The 25,553-nt window shown below is 71.1% G+C and carries 22 protein-coding genes; 8 read left to right on the top strand and 14 right to left on the bottom strand.

The window, feature by feature from the left end; genetic code table 11:
* Window positions 1–196: 196 nt before the first annotated feature.
* From AB0I71_RS10265 to AB0I71_RS10280, 4 genes are read left to right on the top strand one after another with little or no spacing between them, the layout of a single operon-like run.
* Window positions 197–1,111: an ABC transporter ATP-binding protein gene (locus AB0I71_RS10265; RefSeq protein ID WP_357583002.1), complete on the top strand. Its 915-nt coding sequence runs from the start codon at window positions 197–199 to the stop codon at window positions 1,109–1,111.
* A complete protein-coding gene (locus AB0I71_RS10270) occupies window positions 1,104–1,985 on the top strand; it encodes an ABC transporter permease (RefSeq protein WP_357583004.1) in 882 nt (293 codons plus the stop codon). The genes AB0I71_RS10265 and AB0I71_RS10270 overlap by 8 nt, the downstream gene beginning before the upstream one ends.
* Complete coding sequence (locus AB0I71_RS10275) at window positions 1,982–2,932, top strand: ABC transporter ATP-binding protein (RefSeq protein WP_357583006.1); 951 nt, start codon at window positions 1,982–1,984, stop codon at window positions 2,930–2,932. Before AB0I71_RS10270 ends, AB0I71_RS10275 begins: the two co-directional genes overlap by 4 nt.
* Entirely contained in the window at window positions 2,932–3,642 is a 711-nt protein-coding gene (locus AB0I71_RS10280) for an ABC transporter permease (RefSeq protein WP_357583008.1), read from the top strand. The genes AB0I71_RS10275 and AB0I71_RS10280 overlap by 1 nt, the downstream gene beginning before the upstream one ends.
* 110 nt (window positions 3,643–3,752) lie before the next feature.
* Here the strand turns inward: AB0I71_RS10280 and valS are convergent, their stop codons facing one another.
* The 5 genes from valS to AB0I71_RS10305 all read right to left on the bottom strand — a co-directional run bounded on the left by valS (window position 3,753) and on the right by AB0I71_RS10305 (window position 12,668).
* Entirely contained in the window at window positions 3,753–6,317 is a 2,565-nt protein-coding gene (gene valS / locus AB0I71_RS10285; protein ID WP_357583010.1) for a valine--tRNA ligase, read from the bottom strand.
* A 59-nt stretch (window positions 6,318–6,376) separates the two neighbouring features.
* Window positions 6,377–8,254: an ABC transporter ATP-binding protein gene (locus AB0I71_RS10290; RefSeq protein ID WP_357583012.1), complete on the bottom strand. Its 1,878-nt coding sequence runs from the start codon at window positions 8,252–8,254 to the stop codon at window positions 6,377–6,379.
* Window positions 8,251–9,981 (bottom strand): ABC transporter ATP-binding protein, encoded by a 1,731-nt coding sequence (locus tag AB0I71_RS10295; protein WP_357583357.1) that lies wholly within the window; start codon window positions 9,979–9,981, stop codon window positions 8,251–8,253. Before AB0I71_RS10295 ends, AB0I71_RS10290 begins: the two co-directional genes overlap by 4 nt.
* A gap of 614 nt (window positions 9,982–10,595) precedes the next feature.
* Complete coding sequence (locus AB0I71_RS10300; protein WP_357583359.1) at window positions 10,596–11,135, bottom strand: methylated-DNA--[protein]-cysteine S-methyltransferase; 540 nt, start codon at window positions 11,133–11,135, stop codon at window positions 10,596–10,598.
* Between the two features lie 96 nt (window positions 11,136–11,231).
* Complete coding sequence (locus AB0I71_RS10305) at window positions 11,232–12,668, bottom strand: AlkA N-terminal domain-containing protein (protein ID WP_357583014.1); 1,437 nt, start codon at window positions 12,666–12,668, stop codon at window positions 11,232–11,234.
* 132 nt (window positions 12,669–12,800) lie between these two features.
* Here AB0I71_RS10305 and AB0I71_RS10310 point away from each other — a divergent pair, with 132 nt between their 5' ends.
* The 3 genes from AB0I71_RS10310 (at window position 12,801) to AB0I71_RS10320 (ending at window position 15,504) form a co-directional block, all read left to right on the top strand.
* Window positions 12,801–13,283: a hypothetical protein gene (locus tag AB0I71_RS10310; RefSeq protein ID WP_357583016.1), complete on the top strand. Its 483-nt coding sequence runs from the start codon at window positions 12,801–12,803 to the stop codon at window positions 13,281–13,283.
* 128 nt (window positions 13,284–13,411) lie between these two features.
* On the top strand, window positions 13,412–14,497 hold the full coding sequence (ychF, locus tag AB0I71_RS10315; protein WP_204009297.1) for a redox-regulated ATPase YchF: 1,086 nt from the start codon (window positions 13,412–13,414) through the stop codon (window positions 14,495–14,497).
* A 122-nt stretch (window positions 14,498–14,619) separates the two neighbouring features.
* The gene (locus AB0I71_RS10320; RefSeq protein WP_357583019.1) at window positions 14,620–15,504 is read left to right on the top strand and encodes an LPXTG cell wall anchor domain-containing protein; all 885 of its coding nucleotides are present in this window, start codon (window positions 14,620–14,622) and stop codon (window positions 15,502–15,504) included.
* 97 nt (window positions 15,505–15,601) lie between these two features.
* On the opposite strand, the gene AB0I71_RS10325 is transcribed toward AB0I71_RS10320, so the two are convergent.
* The 4 genes from AB0I71_RS10325 to AB0I71_RS10340 all read right to left on the bottom strand — a co-directional run bounded on the left by AB0I71_RS10325 (window position 15,602) and on the right by AB0I71_RS10340 (window position 18,122).
* Window positions 15,602–16,324: an ElyC/SanA/YdcF family protein gene (locus AB0I71_RS10325; protein ID WP_357583021.1), complete on the bottom strand. Its 723-nt coding sequence runs from the start codon at window positions 16,322–16,324 to the stop codon at window positions 15,602–15,604.
* A 143-nt stretch (window positions 16,325–16,467) separates the two neighbouring features.
* A complete protein-coding gene (locus AB0I71_RS10330; protein ID WP_357583023.1) occupies window positions 16,468–17,202 on the bottom strand; it encodes a class I SAM-dependent methyltransferase in 735 nt (244 codons plus the stop codon).
* Between the two features lie 212 nt (window positions 17,203–17,414).
* On the bottom strand, window positions 17,415–17,777 hold the full coding sequence (locus tag AB0I71_RS10335; RefSeq protein WP_093405480.1) for a PH domain-containing protein: 363 nt from the start codon (window positions 17,775–17,777) through the stop codon (window positions 17,415–17,417).
* A gap of 39 nt (window positions 17,778–17,816) precedes the next feature.
* Complete coding sequence (locus AB0I71_RS10340) at window positions 17,817–18,122, bottom strand: 4a-hydroxytetrahydrobiopterin dehydratase (RefSeq protein ID WP_357583025.1); 306 nt, start codon at window positions 18,120–18,122, stop codon at window positions 17,817–17,819.
* A 183-nt stretch (window positions 18,123–18,305) separates the two neighbouring features.
* On the opposite strand from AB0I71_RS10340, the gene AB0I71_RS10345 reads away from it, so the two are divergent.
* On the top strand, window positions 18,306–18,746 hold the full coding sequence (locus AB0I71_RS10345; RefSeq protein WP_357583027.1) for a (deoxy)nucleoside triphosphate pyrophosphohydrolase: 441 nt from the start codon (window positions 18,306–18,308) through the stop codon (window positions 18,744–18,746).
* 79 nt (window positions 18,747–18,825) lie between these two features.
* On the opposite strand, the gene AB0I71_RS10350 is transcribed toward AB0I71_RS10345, so the two are convergent.
* From AB0I71_RS10350 to AB0I71_RS10370, 5 genes are all read right to left on the bottom strand, one after another.
* Window positions 18,826–19,704 carry a hypothetical protein gene (locus tag AB0I71_RS10350; RefSeq protein WP_357583029.1) on the bottom strand — a complete coding sequence of 293 codons (879 nt, stop codon included), beginning with the start codon at window positions 19,702–19,704 and terminating at the stop codon, window positions 18,826–18,828.
* A gap of 188 nt (window positions 19,705–19,892) precedes the next feature.
* Window positions 19,893–20,963 carry a succinate dehydrogenase/fumarate reductase iron-sulfur subunit gene (locus AB0I71_RS10355; RefSeq protein WP_357583031.1) on the bottom strand — a complete coding sequence of 357 codons (1,071 nt, stop codon included), beginning with the start codon at window positions 20,961–20,963 and terminating at the stop codon, window positions 19,893–19,895.
* Window positions 20,963–22,927 carry a fumarate reductase/succinate dehydrogenase flavoprotein subunit gene (locus tag AB0I71_RS10360; protein WP_357583033.1) on the bottom strand — a complete coding sequence of 655 codons (1,965 nt, stop codon included), beginning with the start codon at window positions 22,925–22,927 and terminating at the stop codon, window positions 20,963–20,965. The genes AB0I71_RS10355 and AB0I71_RS10360 overlap by 1 nt, the downstream gene beginning before the upstream one ends.
* A gap of 11 nt (window positions 22,928–22,938) precedes the next feature.
* A complete protein-coding gene (locus AB0I71_RS10365; RefSeq protein ID WP_357583035.1) occupies window positions 22,939–23,745 on the bottom strand; it encodes a hypothetical protein in 807 nt (268 codons plus the stop codon).
* A 270-nt stretch (window positions 23,746–24,015) separates the two neighbouring features.
* Entirely contained in the window at window positions 24,016–25,512 is a 1,497-nt protein-coding gene (locus AB0I71_RS10370; protein WP_357583037.1) for a metallopeptidase TldD-related protein, read from the bottom strand.
* Window positions 25,513–25,553: the final 41 nt, after the last annotated feature.

Consider the following 25,553-nt stretch of genomic DNA (forward strand, 5'->3'; position numbering starts at 1 on the left):
TGTCCGCCGGCCGCGTACACCCGCTCGGCGGCGGGCCAGCTGTGTGCCCCGCCTGGCCCTGGCGGCGGTTGGCCTGCCGGTGGCGTGCCCGAGGGCCTAGCCGATCTCCCTAGGGGGAGCGGCCGGGTCGGTATCAGGGGAAACGGGGGTTGCTTCCGGAGCGCGGCGCATTGTCCGGCGGCTCTAGGCTGACGACGTGACACTGATCGCAACCGAGTCGTTGACGAAGGTCTACGGCGGCGGGGTCACCGCACTGTCCGATCTGACGGTCGCGGTGGAACCAGGGATCGTCGGCCTGGTCGGCGCCAACGGCGCCGGCAAGTCGACCTTGATCAAGCTGCTGCTCGGCCTGCTCACTCCCACTAGCGGCCGGATACAGGTGCTGGGGCTGGACCCGACCGCCGACACGGCGGCCGTGCGGGCCAGGGTCGGCTACATGCCGGAGCACGACTGCCTGCCGCCCGACCTCTCCGCCGCCGAACTGGTCACCCATCTGGGGCGGATCAGCGGCCTACCGCGCACCGTCGCCCGGGAACGGGCCTCCGAGGCGCTCCGCCACGTGGGTCTGCACGAGGAGCGCCATCGGCCGGTGGGTGGCTACTCCACAGGCATGAAACAGCGGGTCAAGCTCGCTCAGGCGCTGGTGCACGATCCCGACCTGCTGCTGCTCGACGAGCCCACGAACGGCCTCGACCCGGCCGGCCGGGACGCGATGCTCGCTCTGGTACAGCGGATCGGCACCGAGTTCGGCATCTCCGTGCTTGTCTGCTCGCACCTGCTCGGTGAGGTCGAGCGGATCTGCGACACCCTGGTCGCCATCGAGGGCGGGCGGCTGCTGCGGGCCGACCACATCGCCGCCATGACCTCCGCCACCGACGTGCTCGCGGTCGAGGTGAGTGAGGGCACCGAGGCGCTTGCCTCCCGGCTGGCCGCGCTCGACCTGCCGGTGGGCCGCGAGGGACGGCTGCTGCTGGTGCCGCTGGCCGACCAGGGCACCTACGACCTGATCCTCGGTGCGGTGGCCGAGCTGGACCTGCCGCTGCACCGGCTGGACCAGCGCCGGCACCGGGTGGCCGAACTCTTCGCCCGGAGGGAGAACAGCCATGTCTGAGCCGACCGGCGTCATCCACGACATCGGCTACCAGCGCTACACCGGTCCCCGGCTCGGCCGCCGGCACGTCTTCGGCGCGCTGTACCTGCACGGCGTACGGACCACCTTCGGGCTGGGCCGCAGCGCCAAAGCCAAGATCTTTCCCTGGCTGGTGGTCGGCATCGTGCTGATGGTGGCCGCCGCGGTGACCGCGATCCGCAGCCAGATCGGCGAAGTGATCATGACGTACGCCCAGTTCGCCGACGCGATGAGCTGGCTTGTCATCTTCTTCGTCGCGGTGGCCGCGCCCGAGCTGGTCTCCCGGGACCTGCGCAGCGGAGTCCTGCCGCTGTACTTCTCCCGGCCGCTGCCGCACGCCGACTACCCGCTGGCCAAGCTGCTCGCCCTGGTCACCGCGCTCTTCCTGCTGCTCGGCGCTCCGCAACTGCTGATGTTCCTCGGCGGTGCGTTCACCGCCGACGGCATGGGCGCGGTCTGGGATGAACTGCTCGACCTGCTGCCCGGGCTGCTCTACGCCGGACTGTGGGCGGTGGTCTTCGCCTCGGTCGGTCTGCTGGTCGCCTCGATGACCGGAAAGCGCGCCTTCGCCGCCGGCGGAATCGTCGCCGTGTTCCTGATGACCACGCCGATCGTCGGCATCCTGTCGGTCCTGCCCTCGCAGACGGCGAACCAGCTCGCCGGCATCGCCTCGCCGCCCACCCTGGTGCAGGGCGTCGGCCTCTGGACGATGCGCGACCTGCTGGTCACCGAATCCAACAGCGCCGACCTCGATCTCGGGTCCTTCGGCCCGGTGTACGCGCTGGTCGCCGTCGCGCTCGTGGCGGGCTGCGTCGCCCTGCTGCTGGCCCGCTACAAGAAGGTGGCCGCACGATGACCACGACGAACACCGCCGCACCGGCGGCCACCGCCACCAGCACCCTCGACCTCGCCGGGGTCTCCCGCTGGTACGGCAACGTGGTCGCGGTGAACAACGTGAGCATGAGCCTCGGGCCCGGGGTGACCGGGCTGCTCGGTCCCAACGGCGCGGGCAAGACGACGTTGCTGCACATGATGGCCGGCTTCCTCACCCCGTCGCGCGGCCAGGTGACCCTGGACGGCCGGCCCACCTGGCGCAACCCGGAGGTCTACCGCCGGCTCGGCCTGGTAAGTGAGCGGGAGGCGGTGCACACCTTCCTCACCGCGTACGAGTTCGTGCTGGCCACCGCGAAGCTGCACAAGCTGCCGGATCCGCAGGCCGCGGCCCGCCGTGCCATCGACCTGGTGGAGATGGCCGACGCGCAGGACCGCCGCATCGGCACGTACTCCAAGGGCATGCGGCAGCGCACCCGGGTGGCGGCGGCGCTGGTGCACGACCCGCAGGTGCTGCTGCTGGACGAGCCGTTCAACGGCATGGACCCACGCCAGCGGCTGCACATGATGGAGCTGCTGCACTCCCTCGGTGACGCGGGCCGGACGATCCTGTTCAGCTCGCACATCCTGGAGGAGGTCGAGCAGGTCTCCGGCACCGTCCAGGTGATGGTCGCCGGTCGGCTCGCCGCCTCCGGCGACTTCCGGACCATTCGGCGGCTGATGACGAACCGGCCGCACGTCTTCGCCATCCGCTCCACCGACGACCGGGCGCTGGCCGTCGCGTTGATGGCCGAGACGTCCGTCAGCGGGGTCGAACTGGGGCGCGACGGCCTGACCGTACGGGCCGGTGACTACGGCGCCTTCACCCGGGCACTGCCGAAGGTCGCCCTGGCCCACGGCGTACGGGTTCGGCAGCTGGTACCCGAGGACGAATCCCTGGAGAGCGTCTTCTCCTACCTGGTGGAGGCCTGATGTCCACTGTCACCTGGATCACCGCGCGTGGCCTGTTCGGGCGTCGCCGGTTCCTGCTGCTGCTTCCGCTGCCCGTACTGCTGGTAGGGCTGGCCGTTCTCTCCCGGGGGCTCGGGGTGGCACCCGCCGACTGGGCGCCGCCGGTGCTCGTCGGGCTCGGGCTGGCCGTGGTGCTGCCGGTGGTCGCCCTGATCGTCGGCACCGGGGTGCTCGGGGCCGAGATCGACGACGGCACTGTGGTGCACGTGCTCACCACGCCGCTGCCACGCTGGCAGATCGTGCTGCCGAAGCTGGCCGTCGCCGCCGGGGTGACCGCGGTCACCGTCGCGGTCCCACTGTTCGCGGCGGGCCTGCTCGCCGATTCGGTACGCCTCGGCGTGGCGCTCGCCGTCGCCGCCTCGGTCGGTGCGCTCGCCTATTCGGCGCTGTTCGTGGCGGCCAGCCTGCTCACCCGGCGGCCGGTGCTACTCGGTCTGGTCTACGTGCTGATCTGGGAGGGGCTGCTCAGCAACGTGATCAGCGGCACCCGGGTGCTGTCGATCCAGCACTACGTGATCGCCCTGGCCGACCGGCTCGCCCCAACCGAACTGCTCAACACCACGGTCTCCGTGCCGGTGGCGGCGGTGATGACCGCGCTGATCATCGTCGCGGCCACGTTCCTCTCCATCGACCGCCTGCGTTCCTTCTCCATAGCCGGCGAAACCAGCTGACCCCTGGGGCGGGCATCGGGAGGCGGCACTTTCCGGGAAAGTGCCGCCTCCCTGGCTGCCGAGGCAGCACTTTCCCCGATGTTGCGCGGTTCCCCGCGTGGTGGGCGGGATCAGAAGGCGCAGGCGATCACCAGTTCCGAGGTGCGGTCGGGGAGCAGGTCGAGCTTGCCGATGCGGCCGGCCGCGCGCAGGTCGTCGATGACAAGCGTGAGCTGGTCGAGCACGGCGGCCGGGCCGAGTGCCTCGGCCAACGGCACCTCCGCCTTCATCGACAACTTCCGTTCCGACTTGGCCCGGCGTACCTGCCCCAGCGCGTCGGCGGCGAGGCGCAGCAGCTGCGGGTCGCCGTCGCCCTGGATGGTCCGACCCACCTCGTACGTGGTCGGCCACGGCGCGCGGTGCACCGAGCCGTACCGCCACCACGACCAGACCTCCTCGGTCGCGTACGGCAGCACCGGGGCGAACAGCCGCAACTGCACCGACAGCGCGGTGGCCAGCGCCGCCCGGGCCGAGTCGGCCCCGGCCCCGCTGCCGTAGGCGCGTTCCTTCACCAGCTCGATGTAGTCGTCACAGAACCGCCAGAAGAACGCCTCGGTGGCCTGGAGCGCCGCCGTGTGGTCGTACCTCTCGAACGCCGCCGTCGCGGTCGCCACCACGTCGGACAGTTCGGCGAGCATGGCCCGGTCCAGCGGTTCGGTCGCCGGCGCGCGCAGCGCGTCGGCGGCACCCAGCCCGAGCGCGAACTTCGACGCGTTGAGCAGCTTGGTGGCCAGCCGCCGGCCGATCCGGATCTGGGCCGGATCGAAGGCCAGGTCGGTGCCGGGCTTGCCACTGGCCGCCCAGTACCGCGCCGCGTCCGAGCCGTGCTGCTCCAGCAACGCCATCGGAGTGACCACGTTCCCCTTGGACTTCGACATCTTCTTGCGGTCCGGGTCGAGGATCCAACCGGACAGCTCCGCCGTCCGCCAGGGCAGTACGCCGTGCTCCAGATGTGCCCGGACCACTGTGGCGAACAGCCACGTGCGGATGATGTCGTGCCCCTGCGGGCGCAGGTCCATCGGGAAGACCCGGGCGTACAGGTCCGGGTCACGTTCCCAGCCGCCGACGATCTGCGGGGTCAGCGACGAGGTGGCCCAGGTGTCCAGCACGTCCGGGTCGCCGATGAAGCCGCCCGGCACGCCACGCTGCGATTCGTCGTATCCCGCCGGGGTGTCCTCGGAGGGGTCGATCGGCAGCGCGGACTCCTCAGGCGTGAGAGGCTGGCTCCAGTCCGGCTCGCCAGCGTCGTCGAGCCGGTACCACACCGGCACCGGCACCCCGAAGTAGCGCTGCCGGCTGACCAGCCAGTCGCCGGTCAGACCTCCCACCCAGTGCTCGTAGCGGTGCCGCATGTGCTCCGGCACCCAGCGCAGCTCCCGGCCACGGGCCAGCAGTTCCTCCCGCAGCTCGGTGTCGCGGCCTCCGTTGCCCAGATACCACTGCCGGGTCGAGACGATCTCCAGAGGCCGGTCGCCCCGCTCGTAGAACTTGACCGGGTGGCTGATCGGACGCGGCTCGCCGACCAGGTCACCCGCTTCGGTCAGCTGCTCCACCACGGTCCGCCGGGCGCCGTTCACGGTCTGCCCGGCAAGCGCCGCGTACGGCCGTGCGGGCACCCCCGCCGGTGGCTCCGGCAGCAGCCGGCCGTTCCGACCGATCACCACCCGGGTGTCCAGGGCCAGTTCCCGCCACCAGGTCACGTCGGTCAGGTCGCCGAAGGTGCAGACCATCGCGACGCCGGTGCCCTTGGCCGGGTCCGCCAGCGGGTGCGCGCGCACCGGCACCTCCACCCCGAACACGGGGGTACGCACGGAGGTGCCGACCAGGTCCGTGTACCGCTCGTCGTCGGGGTGGCAGACCAGCGCGACGCAGGCCGGCAGCAGCTCCGGGCGGGTGGTGTCGATGAGCACCTCACGCCCGTCGGGCGCGTGGAACCGCAGCCGGTGGTACGCGCCGGGGCGTTCCCGGTCCTCCAACTCGGCCTGGGCCACGGCGGTGGCGAAACCGACGTCCCACAGCGTCGGCGCCTCGGCCTGGTAGGCCTCGCCCCGGGCCAGGTTGCGCAGGAACGCCCGCTGGGAGGTGGCCCGGGCCACCGGTCCGATGGTGGTGTACATCAACGACCAGTCCACCGACAGGCCGAGCCGCCGCCACAGCGCCTCGAAGACCTGCTCGTCGGCGACCGTCAACTGCTCGCACAGCTCGATGAAGTTGCGCCGGGAGATCGGGGCCGGGTTCTTCCGCGCGGCGTCGTCCACGGGCCCGGCCGGCGGCGCCCAGTCCGGGTCGTACGGCAGCGACGGGTCGCAGCGCACCCCGTAGACGTTCTGCACCCGGCGCTCGGTGGGTAGGCCGTTGTCGTCCCAGCCGATCGGGTAGAACACCGTCCGGCCGCGCATCCGCTGGAACCGGGCGACCAGGTCGGTGTGCGTGTACGAGAAGACGTGGCCCATGTGCAGCTCGCCCGATACGGTCGGCGGCGGGGTGTCGATCGCGTATACGTCCGACCGCTCCTTCGTGCGGTCGAACGCGTACGTGCCCTCCTCCTGCCAGCGGCGCGACCAGGTCTCCTCGAGCCCGTCCAGATTCGGACGCTCGGGGACGCCGGTGCGGGCCGTCCTCGCCGTATCAGTCATCCGTAGATCGTAGGCACCGGGACCGCGGCGGGCACGCCAATACCTGATCACGAACGGGGTCAGAGCAGCGAGTCGCGCCACTGGCGGTGCAGGGCGGCGTACCGGCCGTCCTCGGTGATCAGCTCGGCCGGCGGGCCGTCCTCGACGATCCGGCCCCGGTCGAGGACCAGGACCCGGTCGGCGGTCTCCACGGTGGAGAGCCGGTGCGCGATCACCAGCGCGGTCCGGTCTCGCAGGATGCTGCCGAGCGCGTGCTGCACCGCCCGTTCGGTAGGCACGTCCAGCGACGAGGTGGCCTCGTCGAGGATCAGCACCGCCGGGTCGGCCAGGAACGCCCGCGCGAAGGCGACCAGCTGCCGCTGCCCGGCGGAGAGCCGACCACCGCGCCGGTGCACCTGGGTGGCGTATCCGTCGGGCAACGCCGAGATGAAGTCGTGCGCGCCGATCGCCCGAGCGGCGGCCTCGACGGCGGCGTCGTCGGCGTCCGGGCGGCCGAACCGGATGTTCTCCGCGACGGTCCCACCGAACAGGTGAGTTTCCTGGGTGACCAGCACCACCGCCCGGCGCAGGTCCGCGTCGGTGACGTCGCGCAGGTCCACGCCGTCCAGGGTGACCGTGCCGCCGTCGGGGTCGTGGAACCGGGCGAGCAGCTTGGCGACTGTGGACTTGCCGGCGCCGGTCGGCCCGATCAGGGCCACGGTCTGCCCGGCGGGAATGGTGAGGTCCAGCCCGGTGAGGATCGGCGAGTCAAGGCGGTACCCGAACGACACCCGGTGGAAGCGGACCGCGCCGCGGGTCGGGCCGTCGGGCAGCGGTACCGGCCGGGCCGGTTCGGCGACCGAGGGCCGCTCGTCGAGCACCCCGGCGAGTTTCTCCAGCGCCGCCGTCGCCGACTGGAGCGAGTTGTAGAACTGGCTCAACTCCTGCATCGGCTCGAAGAACCGGCGCAGGTAGAGCAGGAAGGCCGCGAGCACGCCGACGCCGGTGTCGCCGCCCAGCACCCGGGCGCCGCCGTAGCAGAGCACCACCGCGACGGTGATGTTGCCGATCAACTTGATGCCCGGCGAGTACGTCGCGATCAGGTGGAAGGCGTGGCGGCTGGACCGACGGTAGTCGTCGTTCACCGAGTCGAAGATGTGCTGGTTGCGGGCCTGGCGGCGGTACGCCTGAACCGCCCGGATGCCCCGCATCGACTCCACGAAATGGACGATGACGAGCGCCATCGCCTCCCGGGTACGTCGATAGGCGGAGGCCGAGGCGCGGGCGAACCAGCGGGACAGCCAGAACAGCAGCGGGAAGGCGAGCAGGGTCACCGAGGCCAGCGGCAGGTCCAGCCAGAGCAGGATGCCGGCCACCGAGACGATCGTCAGGGCGGCCATCACCAGGCTCTCGACACCCCCGTCGACCAGCTCGGCGATCGAGTCGATGTCGCTGGTCAGTCGCGAGATCATCCGGCCCGACGTGTACCGCTCGTGGAAGGCCACCGGCAGGTGCAGAAAGTGTGCGTACACCCGTCGGCGCAGGTCGAGCAGGACGGCCTGGCCGATGCGGACGGAGATGGTGAGGAAGCCGCGCCGGGCCACGTACTCGATGCCCGTCGCGGCGGCGAACGACACGGCCACGGTGATCAGCGGGCCGGGCTCGCCGGCCCGTAGCGGCTCGATCGCCCGGTCGATGCCGAGCATGACCAGGTACGGCCCGGACATGGCCGCGGCGTTCTGGGTCAACAGCAGCGCGACCGCCGCGCCCAGCCGGGCCCGGTGCGGGTGCAGCACGTCCGCCAGCAACGCCCGGCTGCGGGCCCGGAGCCGGGCCACCGCGGCCGGATCGGTGTCCTCGGCGAGGCTGCGGTCGGCGTGCGGATCCGGTGCCACCCCCCGCCAGTGGGCGGGATCCGCTTCGGGTGGCGGATCCGGCCCGGCCGACGCGGCGGTCACGAGAGCACCAGGGGAGAGCCGCCGGGCGCCGGATCGGTCGAGGCAGGTGTTCCGGCGATCGACGGTACGGCCGGCTCGGCGGAGAGCAGCTCACGGTACGTGGGCACGCTGGCGAGCAGCTCGGTGTGGGTGCCGACGGCGGTGATCCGGCCGTGCTCCAGCAACGCCACCCGGTCGGCCAGCGCGATGGTGGAGGGACGGTGCACCACCAGCAGCGCTGTGGTGTTCCGCAGCACCCGCTTGAGCGCCGACTCCACCAACGCCTCGGTGTGCACGTCCAGCGCGGAGAGCGGGTCGTCGAGAACGAGCACGGCCGGTCGGATCAGCACCGCCCGGGCCAGGGCGAGTCGTTGCCGTTGGCCACCGGAGAGCGACAGCCCCTGTTCCCCGAGCCGGGTACGCAGTCCCCACGGCAGGTCGTACGCGAACTCGGCCTGGGCCAGTGCCAGGGCGGCCCGGACCTCGTCCTCCCCGGCGTCGGGTCGGCCCAGGGTGAGGTTCTCCCACACCGACATGGAGAACAGGGTCGGCTCCTCGAAGGCGACCCCGACCAGGCCGCGCAGCGAAGCCAGCCGCAGGTCACGCAGGTCGTGCCCGTCGAGGGTGATGCGGCCGGCACTGACGTCGTGCAACCGGGGTACCAGGGACAACAGGGTGCTCTTGCCGCTGCCGGTGGCACCCACCACGGCAAGGGTCTCGCCGGGCTCGACGGTGAGGTCGAGGCCGCGCAACACCGGGACGGCGCCACCCGGATAGCGGAAAGCCACCCCCTCGAAGCGGAGTCGACCGCGCACCGTCGAGCGGGCCAGGGCGACGGCGACCGGAGGGTCCACGATGGCCGGCCTGGTGTCCAGCACCTCCTGGATCCGGTCGGCGGCGGTGGCCGCCTCCTGCCCGTTGGCGATGATCCATCCCAGCGACTGCACCGGCCAGATCAGCATCAGCTGGAGGCTGACGAAGGCGACGAGCTGACCGATGGTGAGCCGGCCACCGGCGACCGCAGCGGCTCCGGCGACCAGGACCATGCCCAGGGTCAGGTTCGGCACCAGGTCGAGCAGCGCGGAGGTGCGGGCGAGCAACCTCCCCTTGCCGATCCCGGTGTCGTGCAACGCTTCGGTGCCGGCGGCGAACCGGGCGGCAAGCTGCGGTCCCCGCCCGTACGCCTTCATCGTGCGGAGGCCCTGCGCGGTCTCCTCGACCAGGGTGGCCACGTCGCCCTGCTGGTCCTGCATCCGGCGGGACGCGACGTGGTAGTGCCGGCCGAAGCGGCGGGCGATCAGGAAGAGTGGCACCGCGCTGGCCGCCACCAGCAGGCCCAGCGCGGGGTGCAGCCGGATCAGCAGCACCACCACGACCAGGTAGGTCACCACGTTGAGAATGAGGAAGAACAGCCCGAAGGAGAGGAAGCGGCGTAGCACCGAGAGGTCACTTGTGATCCGGGAGAGCAACTGGCCGGACGGCCACCGGTCGTGGAAACCGGCCGACAGCCGTTGCAGGTGGGCGTAGACGTCGGTGCGGATGGCCGCCTCCATCGCCACCGAGGACGACGACTGCACCCACCGACGAATGAAGATCAGCAGGGCTTCGGCCAGCCCGAGCAGCAGCGCCAGCCCGGCCAGCAGAAACAGGCCGGTCAGGTCACGGCGGGCCACCGGCCCGTCGACCACCTGCTGGGCCACCAGGGGTACGGCGATGCCGGCGCCGGTGGCGGCCAGCCCGGCCAGCATCAGCCAACCGAACTCGAACGCGTGCGGACGCAGGTAGCGGCGCAGTCGCCAGAGGTTGCGCAGGGGATGTCGACGGACCTCGCCCCGGTCGGCCGGGCCGCCGCCGCTCCCCGCAGCCACTACCCGACGGTAGCCGCATTTGGTGGCGTCGCCGCTGTCGGCTTGCTGTCAGAGGTGCGGCCTGCCCCGCCGCTCGACGCCCTGCCCCGCTGGTCGCCACCGCGCCGCTTGTCCCGCGCCGCTTGTCCCGCGCCGCCGTCCGGCTCTCGCCGTCGACCGCCAACGCCGGCGGGCGCCGTAGCGTCGAGCAGTTGCCGCGTCTCCGCCTCCCGGCAGCTCGTCCTTGCGTCGTCGCACACCCACACCCAGCCCGTCAGGCCCGTGACGGCGCGTGTCTACGACGCCCGCGCCCCCATCGACCTCCAGTCCCTTTGCTCTGCTTCAACCCACGCAACGGTTACCCTCCGTGCCGCATGGCGTTCCGGTGATCGAACGGTTGCCATTGCGTCGATGCTGCTCATCGACTACTGCGTGGGTTGAAGCAGAGCAAAGCGTGTGGATGGGACACGAGAGGCCGGCGGATGTCTCGCCAGGATTGTTACGCAACGCGATAATCACTGTGGGTGTGCGCCGGGCTGCCAGCTGATTCGTTCGTGGTCGAGCAGCCAGCGTTTCACCGGCAACCCCCAGCGATAGCCGCCGAGCGTGCCGTCGGTACGCAGCACCCGGTGGCAGGGAACGAAGAGCGCTGCGGCATTGCGGGCGCAGGCCGCCGCGGCGGCGCGTACCGCGGCGGGCCGGCCGGCAAGTGCGGCGTACCCGGTGTAGGTGACCGGCGTCCCCGGTTTGACGTCGCGCAGCACCTGCCAGGCGTGTGACATGAACGCCCCGCCGGTGTGCTGTTCGACAGGTACGTCGTCGATCGCGGCCAGGTCACCGTCGAGGTACCCGGCGACGGCTGCGGTGACCGGACCGAGGTCCGCCCGCCTGCGCGGCTCACCGCGCAGGCTCGGGTGCACGAGTGGCAGCAGGTTCGCCGGGTCCGAGGTGAAACCCGACGCCCGTACCGCGCCGTCCGGACCGACGAGGACCGTGAACGGCCCGGCGGGGGTCTCGACTACCGTGCTGTCGATCATGCTGATCGTGGTGTTCATGCTGCTCATGCGGCTCTCCAGAGTTGGACTGATGCTGCCCTGCGCAAGCGGACCCAAGCGGACCCAAGCGGACCCAGGCGGGGTCGACGGGCGGACTCATGCTGATCGCCAGAGACGGATCACGGCGTACGACCGCCAGGGGCGCCAGCGGGCGGCGTACTCGTCAAGGGTCCTGGGGTTGTCGGTGAGGCCGAGGGCTGCGGCGCCGCGGCGTACCGCGAGGTCGGTGGGGAGGAACGTGTCGGGGTCGCCGAGCGCGCGCATGGTCAGGTATCCGGTGGTCCACGCGCCGATGCCCGGGATCGCGGTCAGCCGTCGCGCCGTTTCCTCCCGGTCCCCACCTGGCTCCAGGTCGAGTTCGCCGGTGGCGACCGCCCGCGCCACCGCCCGGATCGTCTCGCGCCGCCCCACCGGCATCCGGAATCCCGAATCCGCCACCCCCAGCAGCTCCTCGGCCGTGGCGAACCCGGGCAGCGCCCCGGTCCCCAGCGCCTCCTGATCACCGCGGGCCTCTTCGAGAAGGTGGGTGAGGGTGGTGCGGGCGGAGGCCAGGGAGACCTGCTGGGTGGCGATGGCGCGGACGGCCATCTCCAGGCCGTCCACCGCGCGGGGGACGCGTACCCCGGGCTCTGCCGCCACCGTCGCGGACAGCGCGGGGTCGGCGGCGAGCGTCTGGTCGACGGCGACCGGGTCCGCGTCCAGGTCGAACAGGCGCCGGCACCGGGCCACCGCGGGGGCCAGGTCACGCAGATCGGTCAGGCGCAGCGTCGCCGCCACGTAACCGGCCGCCGGGGTCAGCGTGGCCTCGCCGGGTCCGTGCGGCAACCGCAACCCCCGGCGGTACGCCCCGTCGACCACCTCGTCGACCCCCGGCAGTGTGCGTCGGGCGAGGAAGTCGAGCAGCGCGGCGGCGTGCAGCGGCGGCCGGTACGCCAGCCTCAGGGTGACGGTGCCCGCGCCACCGACCGCCGTGCCGTTGGCGCTTCGCAGCTGCGACGGCGGTGCGCCGTAGACCGCGCGTACGGTGTCGTTGAACTGGCGGACGCTGCCGAACCCGGCGGCGAACGCGATCTCGGCCAGGCCCAGCCCGGTCGTCTCGATCAGGGTGCGGGCGGTCTGCGCCCGTTGGGCCCTGGCCAGTGCCAGCGGCCCCGCGCCGAGTTCCGCCCGCAGCATCCGGTGCAGGTGCCGCTCGGTGTAGCCGAGCCGGGCGGCCAGCCCGGGTACCCCGTCGCGGTCGACCACGCCGTCGGCGATCAGTCGCATCGCCCGGCCCACCACGTCGGCCCGTACGTCCCACTGGGGTGAGCCGGGGGACGCGTCCGGGTGGCAGCGCCGGCACGCGCGCAGCCCGGCCCGCTGGGCCGCTGCCGACGACGGGAAGAAACGTACGTTCCGCCGCTTCGGGGTCATCGCCGGACACGACGGCCGGCAGTAGATCCCGGTCGAGGTCACGCCGGTGTAGAACCAGCCGTCGAACCGCTGGTCACGGCTGTCGACGGCCCGGTAACACCGCTCGAAGTCCAGTTCCACGTCACCGATGATGCGCCTGCTCCCACCCGCCCGGCTCGCGGAATTCGGACCACACCCTACGTCTCGCCGATCACCCGAAAGTGTCGGTTGTGGTGGGTAGCGTGCGGCCACCAACTCCAGAAGGGTGCGGCAATGGTCAGCGTGGCGGGTCGGGCGACGTCGAGACACGAGCACCCACCGCTCGACCCGACAGTGGTCCAACGCTTCTACGCCCGGATGCGCGCCGTCGCCCCCGCCGCGGTCGGGGCCATCGAGCGGGACCGTGCCGACGATCCGGGTCGCGCCTTCGGTGACACTGCCTGTGGTCGCCTGGTGGGTTCGCTCGACCAGGACGGGGTTCGCGCGCTCGGGATGTGGGTGCACCACTGGTGCATGCGCTTCTACGACGACGACACCCGGGCGGCGCTGCGGCTGCTCCGGGAGATCGCGGCCCGACCGGGGCTGGGCTGGACGGCCGACGAGGTCCACTGGATGCTCGGTGAATCGCAGCACGCCGCTCCCGCCGCCGATGCCCGCTTCACGCTGCCGCTGGCCGCCGCCGCCGAACTCGCCCCCGGTGTCCTGCGGATCGACCTGCTGGTGCCACGCCAGGGGAGACCGCAGCACGACCGGTGACAGCCCGCGCGTCCTGCCTCGCCAGCTCGGCGTCGGCCGGGCCAACGCCCGCTCGGCCGGGCCGACGCTGACGCCGGATCGAGCCTGCCTGCCGGCGGCCGAGCGGCACCGGCGTAAGCTGGCTCGTCGTGAGTCTCACCATCGGCATCGTCGGCCTGCCCAACGTCGGCAAGAGCACCCTGTTCAACGCGCTGACCAAGAACGACGTGCTCGCCGCGAACTACCCGTTCGCGACCATCGAGCCCAACGTCGGTGTGGTCGGGCTGCCGGACGAGCGGCTGGACAAGCTCGCCGAGATCTTCAGCTCGCAGAAGGTGATCCCCGCCCCGGTCTCGTTCGTCGACATCGCCGGCCTGGTGCGTGGTGCCTCCAAGGGGCAGGGGCGGGGCAACGCGTTCCTCGCCAACATCCGCGACGCCTCGGCTATCTGCCAGGTGGTGCGGGCCTTCTCCGACCCGAACGTGGTGCACGTCGACGGCAAGGTCTCCCCGGGCGACGACATCGAGACGATCAACACCGAGCTGATCCTCGCCGACCTCCAGACCCTGGAGAAGGCGCTGCCCCGGCTGGAGAAGGAGGCCAAGCTCCGCAAGGACCGGGCCGCCGCGGTGGACGCCGCGCGCCGGGCCGTTGAGGTCCTGGACGGCGGGACCACCCTCTACGCGGGTGCGGCAGCGGCCAACATCGAGCTGGAGCACCTGCGTGAGCTGCACCTGCTCACCACCAAGCCGTTCCTGTACGTCTTCAACGTCGACGAGGCCGAGCTGAACAACGCGGAGTTCCTCGACGAACTACGAGCGCTTGTGGCACCCGCCGAGGCGGTCTTCATGGACGCCAAGATCGAGTCCGAGCTGGTGGACCTGCCCGAGGACGAGGCCCGCGAGCTGCTGGAGTCGATCGGGCAGTCCGAGCCGGGGCTGGACCAGCTGGTCCGGGTGGGCTTCCGCACGCTCGGCCTCCAGACGTACCTCACCGCCGGCCCCAAGGAGGCGCGGGCCTGGACCGTGCCGATCGGCGCGACCGCCCCGGAGGCCGCAGGAGTGATCCACTCCGACTTCCAGCGCGGCTTCATCAAGGCCGAGGTCGTCTCCTACACCGACCTGGTCGAGGCCGGCTCGATGGCCGCGGCCAAGGCGGCGGGCAAGGTCCGCATCGAGGGCAAGGAGTACGTCATGCAGGACGGCGACGTCGTGGAGTTCCGCTTCAACGTGTAGACGGATACCGATGGGAGTGCTCCTCGGGCGGCGCTCCCCGAATCGACCGATGGCGTTCTGCTCGGCGTAACCTGTCACCTGTATCGTGACGCGGTCATTGACGGATATCCACGGGGGTTTCCTTGACCACGCCTCGTTCTGCCCTGCTCGCGGTAAGCGCCGCACTCCTCGCGGCCGGTCTCGCCGCCGCACCCGCCTCCGCCGCTCCGGCCCCGCAGGCCTCCGACTCGGCGAAGCTCGCGGCCGGCACCGAGCAGCTTCCGCCGACCGACGGCCGCCGTGGCTACCGGGTCGGCCAGGGCGAGGACGTGCCCGCCCTGATCGGCGTGACCAACAAGGGGGACGCACCGGTCAACGGCGTGGTCGTCCACATCCGGATCCTCAACGACCTGGACTTCACGAAGACCTACGAGAACTGCTGGTACGCCGTCGACAGCAACCTGGAGTCGGCCTGGTGCGAGTTCGACGTGGAGCTTGCCCCGGGCGCGAGTCTGGCGGCGCTGGGCGCGGGCATCTCCACCAAGCCGGAGGCTCAGCCGGAGAACATCTCGTCGATCATCCACTTCTGGCGTAGCACGGAGTACGTCGACCGGCTCGGCGGCATCCAGAAGCTGGCCGACGGCTGGGCCGGGCAGGGCACCAGTGCGGTCCGGGGCACCGGTGGCCCGCTGACCCTGGCCACCCCGGCGGCACCGCTCGTGGGCCTGGAGCCGCCGAACCCGCTCGGCTTCATCGGTGTCGTACTCAAGACCTCCCCGACGCCGACCCCGACGGCCACGCCCACCGCGACCCCGACCACCACGCCCACCGCGACCCCGACCGGTACGCCGACGGACGTCCCTCCGGCCAGCCCGGGCGCTCCCGGCGACGATGACGGCCAGGGTGGCGGGTTGCCGGTGACCGGTGCGCAGACCGGGACGCTTGCCGCCGTGGGTGGCGTGCTGCTGCTCCTCGGTGGTGCCGCCTACCTGCTCGCCCGTCGTCGCCGTACCCGTTTCGTGGCGTAGGCCCGCCGCCTCGACGGTGCGGGGCGGTCGGATCCCTCCCGCCGGCCACCCCGCACCGCTGTTCCCGGGGGCGTCACCGACCTGCCGGCGGGCGGTGTCAGCCGGCGCGCAGGGCGTCGTCGACGCCGGTCTCGCGGTTGCCGAGGTGCACCGGGTCGCGGCCGGAGAGCACGTCCAGCGCGGCTTTCAGCCCGGCGCCGTACTCGCGGGCGGCGCTGATCCGCCAGGTGCGGTGGCTCAGCTCCCGGGCGGTCTCGTCGCCGACGCCGTTGGCGTCGATGCCGAGATGCCGGCAGACCGTGACGGCGCGGGCCAGGTGGAACTGCTGGGTCACCACCGTCGCCCGCTCCACCCCGAAGATCCGCTTCGCGCGGGCGCACGAGTCGTACGTGTCGAAGCCGGCGTAGTCGAGCACCACCTTGTCGGCCGGCACACCCTGCTCGACCAGCCAGCGCTGCATCGCCTCGGGCTCGTTGTACTCGTGGCGCATGTTGTCGCCCGACACCAGGATCGCCCGCACCTTGCCGGTGGCGTACAGCTCGCGGGCGATCTCCAGCCGGGCGGCGAGGAACGGTGCCGGGGTGCCGTCGGGTTGCACCCGGGTACCGAGCACCAGGGCGACGGGCGCCTCGGGCGCCGTCCCCGCCGGGTGGATGCGTCCCTCGGCACCGGAGCGGATCCAGCTAGCGCTCGCCCACACGCCGGTGATCAGCAGCGCGACGCCGAGCCCGCCGGCCAGCACCGCCCGGCGCAGCCAACGACCACGGCCCCGGTCCCGGATCTGTCGAAATCTGGCCGCCAGCGACGCACGGATCGGCATACCGGCCAGTATTCCAGCCCGACGCGAGCCCATCAGCGAGCCTTTCGGTGCCGTGAGCCGCCGGGCGGTGCGAGCCGCCGGATGGCCCGGTCGGGCGGTGGTGCGGGCGCGACGCTGGTCCCGCCGTCGCGCCCGCACCAGGTTCACTCGAGCCGGTACACCGAGATGTGCGAGGTGCTGTCCGGGCCGAAGGGGGACCGATCCCAGTCGGCGTACCGCTCGGCGAGCCGGAGACCGGCCTGCTCCGCCAGTTCGTCGATCTGCTCGGGCCACAGGTAACGCATCGCGAACGGGTGCAGGTGCACCCCGGCGGAGTGGAACGTGATGGTCTGCCGGAGGAACGTCTGCGCTGCCCGGTCGTACTTGTGCAGGCGGATGGTGGCCGAGTCCTCGGTCACCTCCCGGATCTGGACCTGCTCGTCCCGGTCGAAGTCCGCCGGGTCGGGTACGAACGTCTCGATGACGAACGCGCCGCCGGGGGCGAGCACCCGGGCGACGTTGCGGAAGCAGTCCGCCTGCCGCTGGGCGCGGACCAGGTTGAACAGGGTGTTGAAGACCAGGTACGCCATGGTGTACGGGCCGGTCACCGGCACGTCCGCCATGTCGCCGATGGCCACGGGGATGTCCTCGCCACCGGGCTTGGCCCGCATCCTGGCGACCATTTCCGGCGAGGCCTCGATCCCCTCCACGGTGATCCCGCGCTCGGCCAGCGGAAGGGCGACCCGGCCGGTGCCGATGGCCAGTTCCAGTGCCGGACCGTCGCCGGCCAACTCGGCGAGGAACTCCACCGCCGGTGCCGGATCAGGTAGGCCGCCGGGCTGGTCGTAGGTGTTGGCCCAGAGCCGGCCGAAGTGTCCCGGGTCGTCGAAGACCGACATCAGCGGCCTCCGTCGTTGCTACCGGCGCCGCACGGCGCCTTGTCCGATGATTCCCACGTACGCACGAAGCCTCGATTCGATGGGGTTGACGGTGCCTACTCGCTGCATGGGCGTCGTGGCGTGCCTCATGTCGTCGCTCCCTTCGTCCGGCTGGCTCGTGAGTCAACCTGCATCGATGTCCGGTGGCAACTGATTTCCCCCCCCGGGGCTGGTCAGCTGATGTAGTGCAGGATGACGTTGTGCACGTGGTGACTCTTCTGGTCGCCGCGGAACTCCACCTCGTAGGTGTGCGTACCGACGTGGATGGCGATCGCGCCGGTGGAGAAGAACGAACCGCCCCATGACTTGTTGCTGACCACGCTCACGCTGGTGATCTTCGAGTACGGGATGCTGGTGATCGCGTACTTCTTGCCGACGAACGAGCGGTCCTGGATGATGACGCGCCTGTCGGTCAGCCCGATGAACCCGGTGCCGGTGCCGACGGCGTCGTAGACGGCGATGATCTGTTCACCGTCGAGCAGGCCGCTCTGGATCTGCTGGAACTGTTCCTTGCGGTCATAGGTCGCGTTGGCCATGCCGCCCACGGTAGGCAGCGTGCGCCAGCGGACGTACCGTCAGCTCTCGGTGACCGCGCGGTAGGCGTCCTCGATGCGGGCGGCCAGCAGGACCTCGCCCTCGGAGAGGGGCTCGTTGCCGTGCCCGACCCGGATCTGGGTGTGATCGGCGCGCCGACTGATCTCCGGGCGCAGATGCAGCGCGTCGGCGACCACCTTCACCCGCTCGGTCAGCGCCGCGTGCTGCGTGTCGTCGATGACGAGCGTGCGCCGGATCTGCTCACCCTCACGCGTCCAACCGGACAGTAGGGTGAGGGCGTCGCTGAGGTAGTCGTGCTTTGCCCGACCGCCGAACAGCGCACGCATCACCGCACCTCCCAGGCTTCGTTGCCGGCTTGTGGCCAAATCGTCGCCGCCCCGTGTCTTTGTCGGTGCCTCTAGTCTTACGTCGCACGGAGGGTGTGTCCACGCCCACACTTCCGGGTATTCCTGGCCTGACGGACGACCAAGCTACCCAAACCGCTGATTGATCTGGCACTCTGGACGCCCGTGCGGACCGAACGGGCGAACGGCGGCGGACAGGCCGTACGGCGCGATCCGAAGGTGATCGTCGGCGCGGCCATCATCAGGGACGGGCGGGTGCTGGCCTGCGCCAGATCCGCCCCGCCCGAGGTGGCGGGCATGTGGGAGTTCCCCGGCGGCAAGGTGGAGCCGGGGGAGAGCGAGACGGCGGCGCTGGCCCGCGAGTGCGTCGAGGAACTGGCCGTACGCGTGGAGATCGGCGAGCGGGTCGGCCGCGACGTCCGGATGGCGCACGGCCGCTCGGTCCTCAAGGTGTACGCGGCCCGCCTCCTGCACGACGACCAGCCCCAGGCCCTCGAACACTCCGCTCTGCGTTGGCTCTCCGCCACCGAGCTGGACACCGTCACCTGGCTCCCCGCCGACGCCCCCATAGTCGCCGCCCTCCGCCCCCTCCTGTCCCTCCCCTGACCCCACCCACCCCCTCCCACCGCGTTGATCATGAGGTTGGCGGCAGTATTTGATCTCCACGATGCCGCTAACCTCATGATCAACGGCGCTGGAACGTGGCGAGGGCTTGGCGGACGACCCAGGGGATGTAGGCCGGGTCGAGGGTGTCCTGCCAGGTGAAGCGGAGGATCTTCCAGCCGGCGTTGGCGAGGCGGTTCTGGCGGCGGCGATCGGCGAAGATCGCGTCCGGAAGGTCGTGCGGGCCTTGACCGTCGGCCTCCGCGATCACCTTGGGGGCGCGCCAGCCGAGATCGCCGACGCCGAGCAGGTATCCGTCGTCGTCGCGTACTTCCAGTTGCAGCGCGTCGGGTGGCACCCGGCCGTCGACACAGCGCAGCCTGGCGCGGGTCTCCAGCGGGGACTGGGCCCGCCCGTCGGCCTCAGTGAGGTATCCGCGGGCCGCGACCGCGCCCCGTCGGCGCCTGATCCGGTGTGCGATCGACCCCAGGTCGTCCTCGACCAGCAGTCCTCGGTTCAGCGCCGAGTCCAGCACCGAGACTGCCGGGTACCGCCCCACCCGCAGGATGACGTCGCCGACCGTGGTGATGGCATCGGTGGCCAGCAACCCACCCACACTCACCAGGGACGTTGCCGGGTGCTCCAGTTGGTGCAGCACGACGTGGGGTTGCCCGATCCGCGCCCGCTTGGCGGCTGCTCCCGGCAGGCCGATGTGAATCTCGTCGGACCTTGGCAGGCCGGCTATGCCGAGGAGTTCAGCGGCGCTTCCGTGGACCGCATGGGCGGCTGGCCCCAGTGAGAGCAGTGCGGCGCGGACGAGCTGGCGCCGGGACGGCTCCACCGCCCAGGCCGGCTGCGGGAGATAGACGGCCCGGGCCAGCGACTGCCACCGCCCGAACGCGACGAGATTGTCGACCTCATGCCGGGAGTAGCCGCATCCCAGCGCCTGCTCCCGGCACACGAGCCCGTCCTGCCCGGCCCCAACCCGCCGAATCCACCCGTCCCGATCCACCCCCCAAGGCTGGCGAACCTCCCCGCCCCACCGCAGTCCCTGTGGATAACTCCGTTGATCATGAGGTTAACGGCATCGTGGAGATCGATTACTGCCGCTAACCTCATGATCAACGCGAAACTGGCACGGGGTGGGGGTTAGTGGTTGCGCTCGTCCTGGTCGGGGTGGGCGAAGTTGAGGTGCTCGGGGGGGAGCGGGAAGGTGACGTCGTCGCCGAAGGGAGAGGGAGCGGCGGCGCGGTCGAAGGTGAGCTCCGTCAGGGGGAGCTTGCCGCTGGCGTCCACCGCGGGGGCGGTCGGGTGGGGCACCTCGCGGTGCCAGTTGACGCCCTGCTGGGCCTGCACCTCGGCCTGGGCGTCGTGCGAGCCGCCCGCGTGGGAGTGCACACCGCCGCCCGCGGCGCTGGAGCGCACCGCGCCCGGGGAGTGTTCGCTGGTCACGCTGGTCTGAGGCACCTGACCCCTCCGGAAGATCTTGCTACCGAGCCACACAAGTGGATCGTACCTGCGGTCGACGACCCGTTCCTTCATGGGGATGATCCCGTTATCGGTGATCTTGATGTGCTCGGGGCAGACCTCGGTGCAGCACTTGGTGATGTTGCAGAAGCCGAGGCCCTGCTCGGTCTGCGCATAGTCCTTGCGGTCGGTCCGGTCGTCCAGCGGGTGCATGTCCAGTTCCGCGGCCCGGATGAAGTACCGGGGCCCGGCGAACGCCTGCTTGTTCTCGTCGTGGTCCCGGATCACGTGGCAGACGGTCTGGCACAGGAAGCACTCGATGCACTTGCGGAACTCCTGCGAGCGCTCCACGTCGACCTGCTGCATCCGGTAGTCACCGGGGGCCAGGTCGGCCGGAGGAGCGAAGGCCGGGGTCTCCCGGGCCTTCTCGTAGTTGAACGACACGTCGGTGACCAGGTCCCGGATGACCGGGAACGTCCGCAACGGGGTCACCGTGATCGTCTCGTTCTCCTCGAACGTCGACATCCGGGTCATACAGCCCAGCTTGGGCATCCCGTTGATCTCCATCGAGCAGGAGCCGCACTTGCCGGCTTTGCAGTTCCACCGGCAGGCCAGGTCGGGCGCGTCGGTCGCCTGCAACCGGTGGATCACGTCGAGGACCACCTCGCCCTCGTTGACCTCGACCGTGTAGTCCTGCAGGTCGCCACCCTCGGCGTCACCCCGCCAGATCCGGAACTGGCGCTTCGTGCCCATCAGCGGTTCTCCTTCTCGGCGTCAGCGTCGGTCGCCGCGCCGGCAGCAGCGGCATCGGCGGCGACGAGGGCGTCGAATTCCGTGAGTTCCTCGTCGGTGAGGTACTTGGCCAACTCGGCGCGGTCGAACAGGCCGATCAGCTCGGAGCGCATCTTCGGCAGCGGCTTGCGCTCCAACCGGACGGCGTCGCCCACCAGCGAGCAGACCAGGTTGACCCGCCGCCACTGCGGATCCATGGTGGGGAAGTCCTCGCGGGTGTGACCGCCGCGTGACTCGCGACGCTCCAGCGCCGCCTTCGCGGTGCACTCGGAGACCACGAGCATGTTGCGCAGGTCCAGCGCCAGATGCCAGCCCGGGTTGTATCGCCGGCCGCCGGCTGCGCTCACCTTCGCCACCCGCTCGCGCAGCTCCGCCAGGCGGACCAGCGCGTCCTCCAGTTCGGCCTCCCGCCGGATGATGCCGACCAGATCCCCCATCACCGCCTGGAGGTCCTGCTGGAGGGTGTACGGGTTCTCACCGGTGTCCCGCTGCAACGGCGCCAGGGCCGTCTCCACAGCCGTCTCCACAGCCGCCACCGCGACCCGGGGCCGGGCGGTGAGCTGGTCGATGTAGTTCGCCGCGTGGCCGCCCGCCCGCTTGCCGAAGACCAGCAGGTCGGACAGGGAGTTGCCGCCGAGCCGGTTGGAGCCGTGCATGCCGCCGGAGACCTCACCTGCGGCGAACAGCCCGCGTACCGAGCCGTACGCGGCGCCGCTGTCCGGGTCGACCTCCACCCCACCCATGACGTAGTGGCAGGTCGGGCCGACCTCCATGGGCTCCTTGGTGATGTCGACGTCGGCCAGCCCCTTGAACTGGTGGTGCATCGACGGCAGACGACGGCGGATCTCCTCGGCCGGCAGCCGGGAAGCGATGTCCAGGTAGACACCGCCGGCCGGCGTACCCCGACCGGCCTTGACCTCGCTGTTGATCGCCCGCGCCACCTCGTCGCGGGGCAGCAGCTCCGGCGGACGCCGGTTGTTGTCCGGGTCGTCGTACCAGCGGTCCGCCTCCTCGGGCGTCTCCGCGTACTGCTTGCGGAAGACGTCGGGGACGTAGTCGAACATGAACCGCTTGCCTTCGGAGTTCTTCAGGATCCCACCGTCACCACGTACCGACTCGGTGACCAGGATGCCCTTCACCGACGGCGGCCAGACCATGCCCGTCGGGTGGAACTGGAGGAACTCCATGTTGATCAGAGTGGCCCCGGCGCGCAGCGCCAGCGCGTGACCGTCCCCGGTGTACTCCCAGGAGTTCGAGGTGACCTTGTAGGACCGGCCGACCCCACCGGTGGCGAGCACCACGGCGGGCGCCTCGAAGAGGACGAACTCGCCGGACTCCCGGTAGTAGCCGAAGGCGCCGGCGACCCGGTCCCCGTCGAGCAGCAGCTCGGTGATGGTGGTCTCGGAGAAGACCTTGATCCGCGCGTCGTACGAGCCGTGCTCGCGCTTGTCCTCCTGCTGCAACGAGACGATCTTCTGCTGGAGGGTGCGGATCAGCTCCAGGCCCGTCCGGTCGCCGACGTGGGCCAGCCGGGGGTACTCGTGGCCACCGAAGTTGCGTTGCGAGATCTTGCCGTCCTTGGTGCGGTCGAACAGCGCGCCGTACGTCTCCAGCTCCCAGATCCGCTGTGGCGACTCCTTGGCGTGCAGTTCCGCCATCCGGAAGTTGTTGAGGAACTTGCCGCCGCGCATGGTGTCCCGGAAGTGCACCTGCCAGCTGTCGCGGCTGTTCACGTTCCCCATGGCCGCCGCGGCGCCGCCCTCGGCCATCACCGTGTGCGCCTTGCCGAACAGTGACTTGGAGATGATGGCGGTCTTCTTGCCGGCCAGCCGTGCCTCGATCGCCGCGCGCAGGCCAGCGCCGCCGGCTCCGATCACGACGACGTCGTAGTGGTGTCGTTCGATGCGAGTGGTTGTGGTCGTCATGTCAGGGGCCCTCAGTTGATGAACCGCAGGTCGGAGATCCACCCGGCGGCGACGGACATGACGTAGAAGTCGGTCAGCGCCAGCGTGCCGAGCGTGATCCAGGCGAGCTGCATGTGCCGGACGTTGAGCCAGGAGATGTAACCCCAGGCCCGGTAACGGACGGGATGCTTGGAGAAGTGCTTGAGTCGCCCGCCGATGATGTGGCGGCAGGAGTGGCAGGAGATCGTGTACGCCCAGAGCATCACCACGTTGCCGAGCAGGATCAGGTTGCCCAGCCCGAAGCCGAAGCCCTCGGGGCTGTGGAAGGCCAGGATCGCGTCCCAGGTGTTGATCAGCGAGATGATCGCGGCGAAGTAGAAGAAGTACCGGTGCGAGTTCTGCACGATCAGCGGGAACCGGGTCTCACCGCCGTAGGAGGCGTGGCCGTCGGGTACCGCGCAGGCCGGCGGCGACAGCCAGAACGACCGGTAGTACGCCTTGCGGTAGTAGTAGCAGGTCAGCCGGAACAGCAGCAGGAACGGCAGGGTGAACGCGGCGTCCGGGATGATCCACCAGCCGGGCAGGTACTGCCCGAAATGGGAGGCCTCCGGCAGGCACCGGTCCGTCACGCACGGGGAGTAGAACGGGGTCAGATAGTGGTAGTCCTCGACCCAGTACCACTTGTGCATGAAGACCCGGACCGTCGCGTACGCTACCCACGCGCTGAGCCCGATGACCGTGATCAGCGGGGCAAACCACCAACGGTCCGTCCGCAACGTCTTCGCCGCGATGGCGGCGCGTGCGCGCACACCCCGCGGTTTCGTTGCCGATGATGTCATTCGCGTCGTCTCCCTGACGGGGCCCTGTCACGGGCGGCGGAACACTTCCGGGCGGCACGCGGACCGGGCGAACCCGCACCCGCCTGCCGCGTCATGCGCACACCAACGACCGCACCGGGCGTACCGGAGCAGCTAAGTGACACACGTTACGCCGATCTAGGCGGGCCGTCCGCGCAAGGCAGTGTCCCGTGTGTCCCGCTCTTTGGAAACCCTCCCGCCAAGATCAATATGTGAGAGCCCGGAAAAGATCGTTCAGCGGTGGACGGATGGTCAGCCGGACGCCCCGCCGGTGAAGTTCCACGAGGCCAGCCGCACCGACGGCGCCTCCCACCAGGCACCGTCCACCGGGTCCGGCAGGCGTACCGCGTGTCGACCCAGCTCCAGCACCGCCCCGGGGGCGAGCGCCCGGGGGTACGACTCGGTGAAGCGCAGATCGCGGACCGCGCGGGTGACCCGACCATCCTCGACCAGCCACAGTCCGTTGCGGGTCAGGCCGGTGACGACCAGGCTCAACGGATCCAGGACCCGGGTGTACCAGAGGTCGCTGACCAGCAGACCGCGCCCCATCCGGGAGACCAGTGCGGCGGTGTCCGGGTCGCCGATCGCGCCGCCTGTCGCCGCGCCGTTCCCGCCGGGAGCGCCCGCGCCGCCGGTGGCCGCCGGGCCTGCACCGGCGACGCCTTGACCCCCAGCCAGGAAGGCAGCCGTCGGGTCGGCGGCGCCGACCGTGCCGGCAGGAGCGAGACGCAGGTTGCGGGGGATCGGGCCGAAGGTGGCGCCGCCGGCCCAGGCGTGTCCGGTCGAGCCGACACCCAGCTCGGCGGCGCTGCGCCGATCGTGGGCGACGGCGCTTGTGGTACCCGCGTCCACCAGGGTCAGTGCCCGGCTCGGCGTACCTTCCGGGTCGAACGACAGCCCAGAGGCCGCGAGCGGGTCGTCGACCAGGGTGACCGCGCGGTCGAACTGGGCCACACCGGGGGCGGCGAACGACTGACGTTCGGCGTACCGTCGGCCGTTGAAGCCGTGCCATGCCAGGTTCCTCAGCAGGTCGGCGACGGCTGTCGGCTCCAGCACCACCGGGTAGCGCCCGGGTGGCAGCTCGACCGGTCGGGCCGCGGCCCGTGCCTTCGCGGCGGCTCGCCAGCCCAGGACGGCACCGTCGAGATCGGCGACCCGGTCGACGTGCTGCCGCGCGGTGCCGTCCGCGCCACCGGTGCGGGCGATCCCGTCCATCGCCGCCTCGGCCGCCTGCCCCTGGGCGGAGTGACCGGCCGAGTTGGCGAACGCCGCCACCCGGTGGCCCGTGCGGCAGTAGCCAGCCGTTTCCAACCCGTCGGCCGCGTCGACGAAGGCCCGGACCAGGGCGGCCCGTTCGCCCGGCCCGGCGTGGGCCGTGGCCGGATCCCAGCCCGGTGCGGTGGCCACAGGTGTCGACGGTGTGAGCCCCGGCCAGGCCGGATCCAGCGGAGTGAACCGGGCCGCCGTCAGCACCCGCTCCACAAGTGCGCGCAGCCCGTCGGCGGTGACCGCGTTCCCGCTGCCGGCGGCGGTACGCCCGGCCAGGTGGACCCGTAGCCTGACGTCCACGGAGGACGCGGCCACGTTCTGGTGGATCGCCGAGTTGGCGAACCGGGTCAACGCCGACTCGGCCCGGGTCACCGTGACCTCTGCCTGCGCGGCCGTCCCGGCCAACCGGGTGACCAGATCGACGACCCGGCCGGCGATGTCCAGCTCGGCGTCACCGGCTCGCGCCGGCGCGGCACTCACGCCGACTCCCGGTGACCGGCCACGTCGTCCGACGCCACCAC

Origin of the sequence: Micromonospora sp. NPDC049891, from assembly GCF_040660295.1 — a bacterium.
In the GTDB taxonomy this organism is placed as follows: domain Bacteria; phylum Actinomycetota; class Actinomycetes; order Mycobacteriales; family Micromonosporaceae; genus Micromonospora.

Bases quoted from the DNA above. Each gene is read 5' to 3' on its own strand.
- AB0I71_RS10270 (WP_357583004.1), top strand. From the start codon at position 1,104: ATGTCTGAGCCGACCGGCGTCATCCACGACATCGGCTACCAGCGCTAC.
- AB0I71_RS10275 (WP_357583006.1), top strand. From the start codon at position 1,982: ATGACCACGACGAACACCGCCGCACCGGCGGCCACCGCCACCAGCACC.
- AB0I71_RS10280 (WP_357583008.1), top strand. From the start codon at position 2,932: ATGTCCACTGTCACCTGGATCACCGCGCGTGGCCTGTTCGGGCGTCGC.
- valS (WP_357583010.1), bottom strand. From the start codon at position 6,317: ATGACTGATACGGCGAGGACGGCCCGCACCGGCGTCCCCGAGCGTCCG.
- AB0I71_RS10295 (WP_357583357.1), bottom strand. From the start codon at position 9,981: ATGCTGGCCGGGCTGGCCGCCACCGGCGCCGGCATCGCCGTACCCCTG.
- AB0I71_RS10300 (WP_357583359.1), bottom strand. From the start codon at position 11,135: ATGAACACCACGATCAGCATGATCGACAGCACGGTAGTCGAGACCCCC.
- AB0I71_RS10310 (WP_357583016.1), top strand. From the start codon at position 12,801: ATGGTCAGCGTGGCGGGTCGGGCGACGTCGAGACACGAGCACCCACCG.
- AB0I71_RS10325 (WP_357583021.1), bottom strand. From the start codon at position 16,324: ATGCCGATCCGTGCGTCGCTGGCGGCCAGATTTCGACAGATCCGGGAC.
- AB0I71_RS10330 (WP_357583023.1), bottom strand. From the start codon at position 17,202: ATGTCGGTCTTCGACGACCCGGGACACTTCGGCCGGCTCTGGGCCAAC.
- AB0I71_RS10335 (WP_093405480.1), bottom strand. From the start codon at position 17,777: ATGGCCAACGCGACCTATGACCGCAAGGAACAGTTCCAGCAGATCCAG.
- AB0I71_RS10340 (WP_357583025.1), bottom strand. From the start codon at position 18,122: ATGCGTGCGCTGTTCGGCGGTCGGGCAAAGCACGACTACCTCAGCGAC.
- AB0I71_RS10355 (WP_357583031.1), bottom strand. From the start codon at position 20,963: ATGGGCACGAAGCGCCAGTTCCGGATCTGGCGGGGTGACGCCGAGGGT.
- AB0I71_RS10360 (WP_357583033.1), bottom strand. From the start codon at position 22,927: ATGACGACCACAACCACTCGCATCGAACGACACCACTACGACGTCGTC.
- AB0I71_RS10365 (WP_357583035.1), bottom strand. From the start codon at position 23,745: ATGACATCATCGGCAACGAAACCGCGGGGTGTGCGCGCACGCGCCGCC.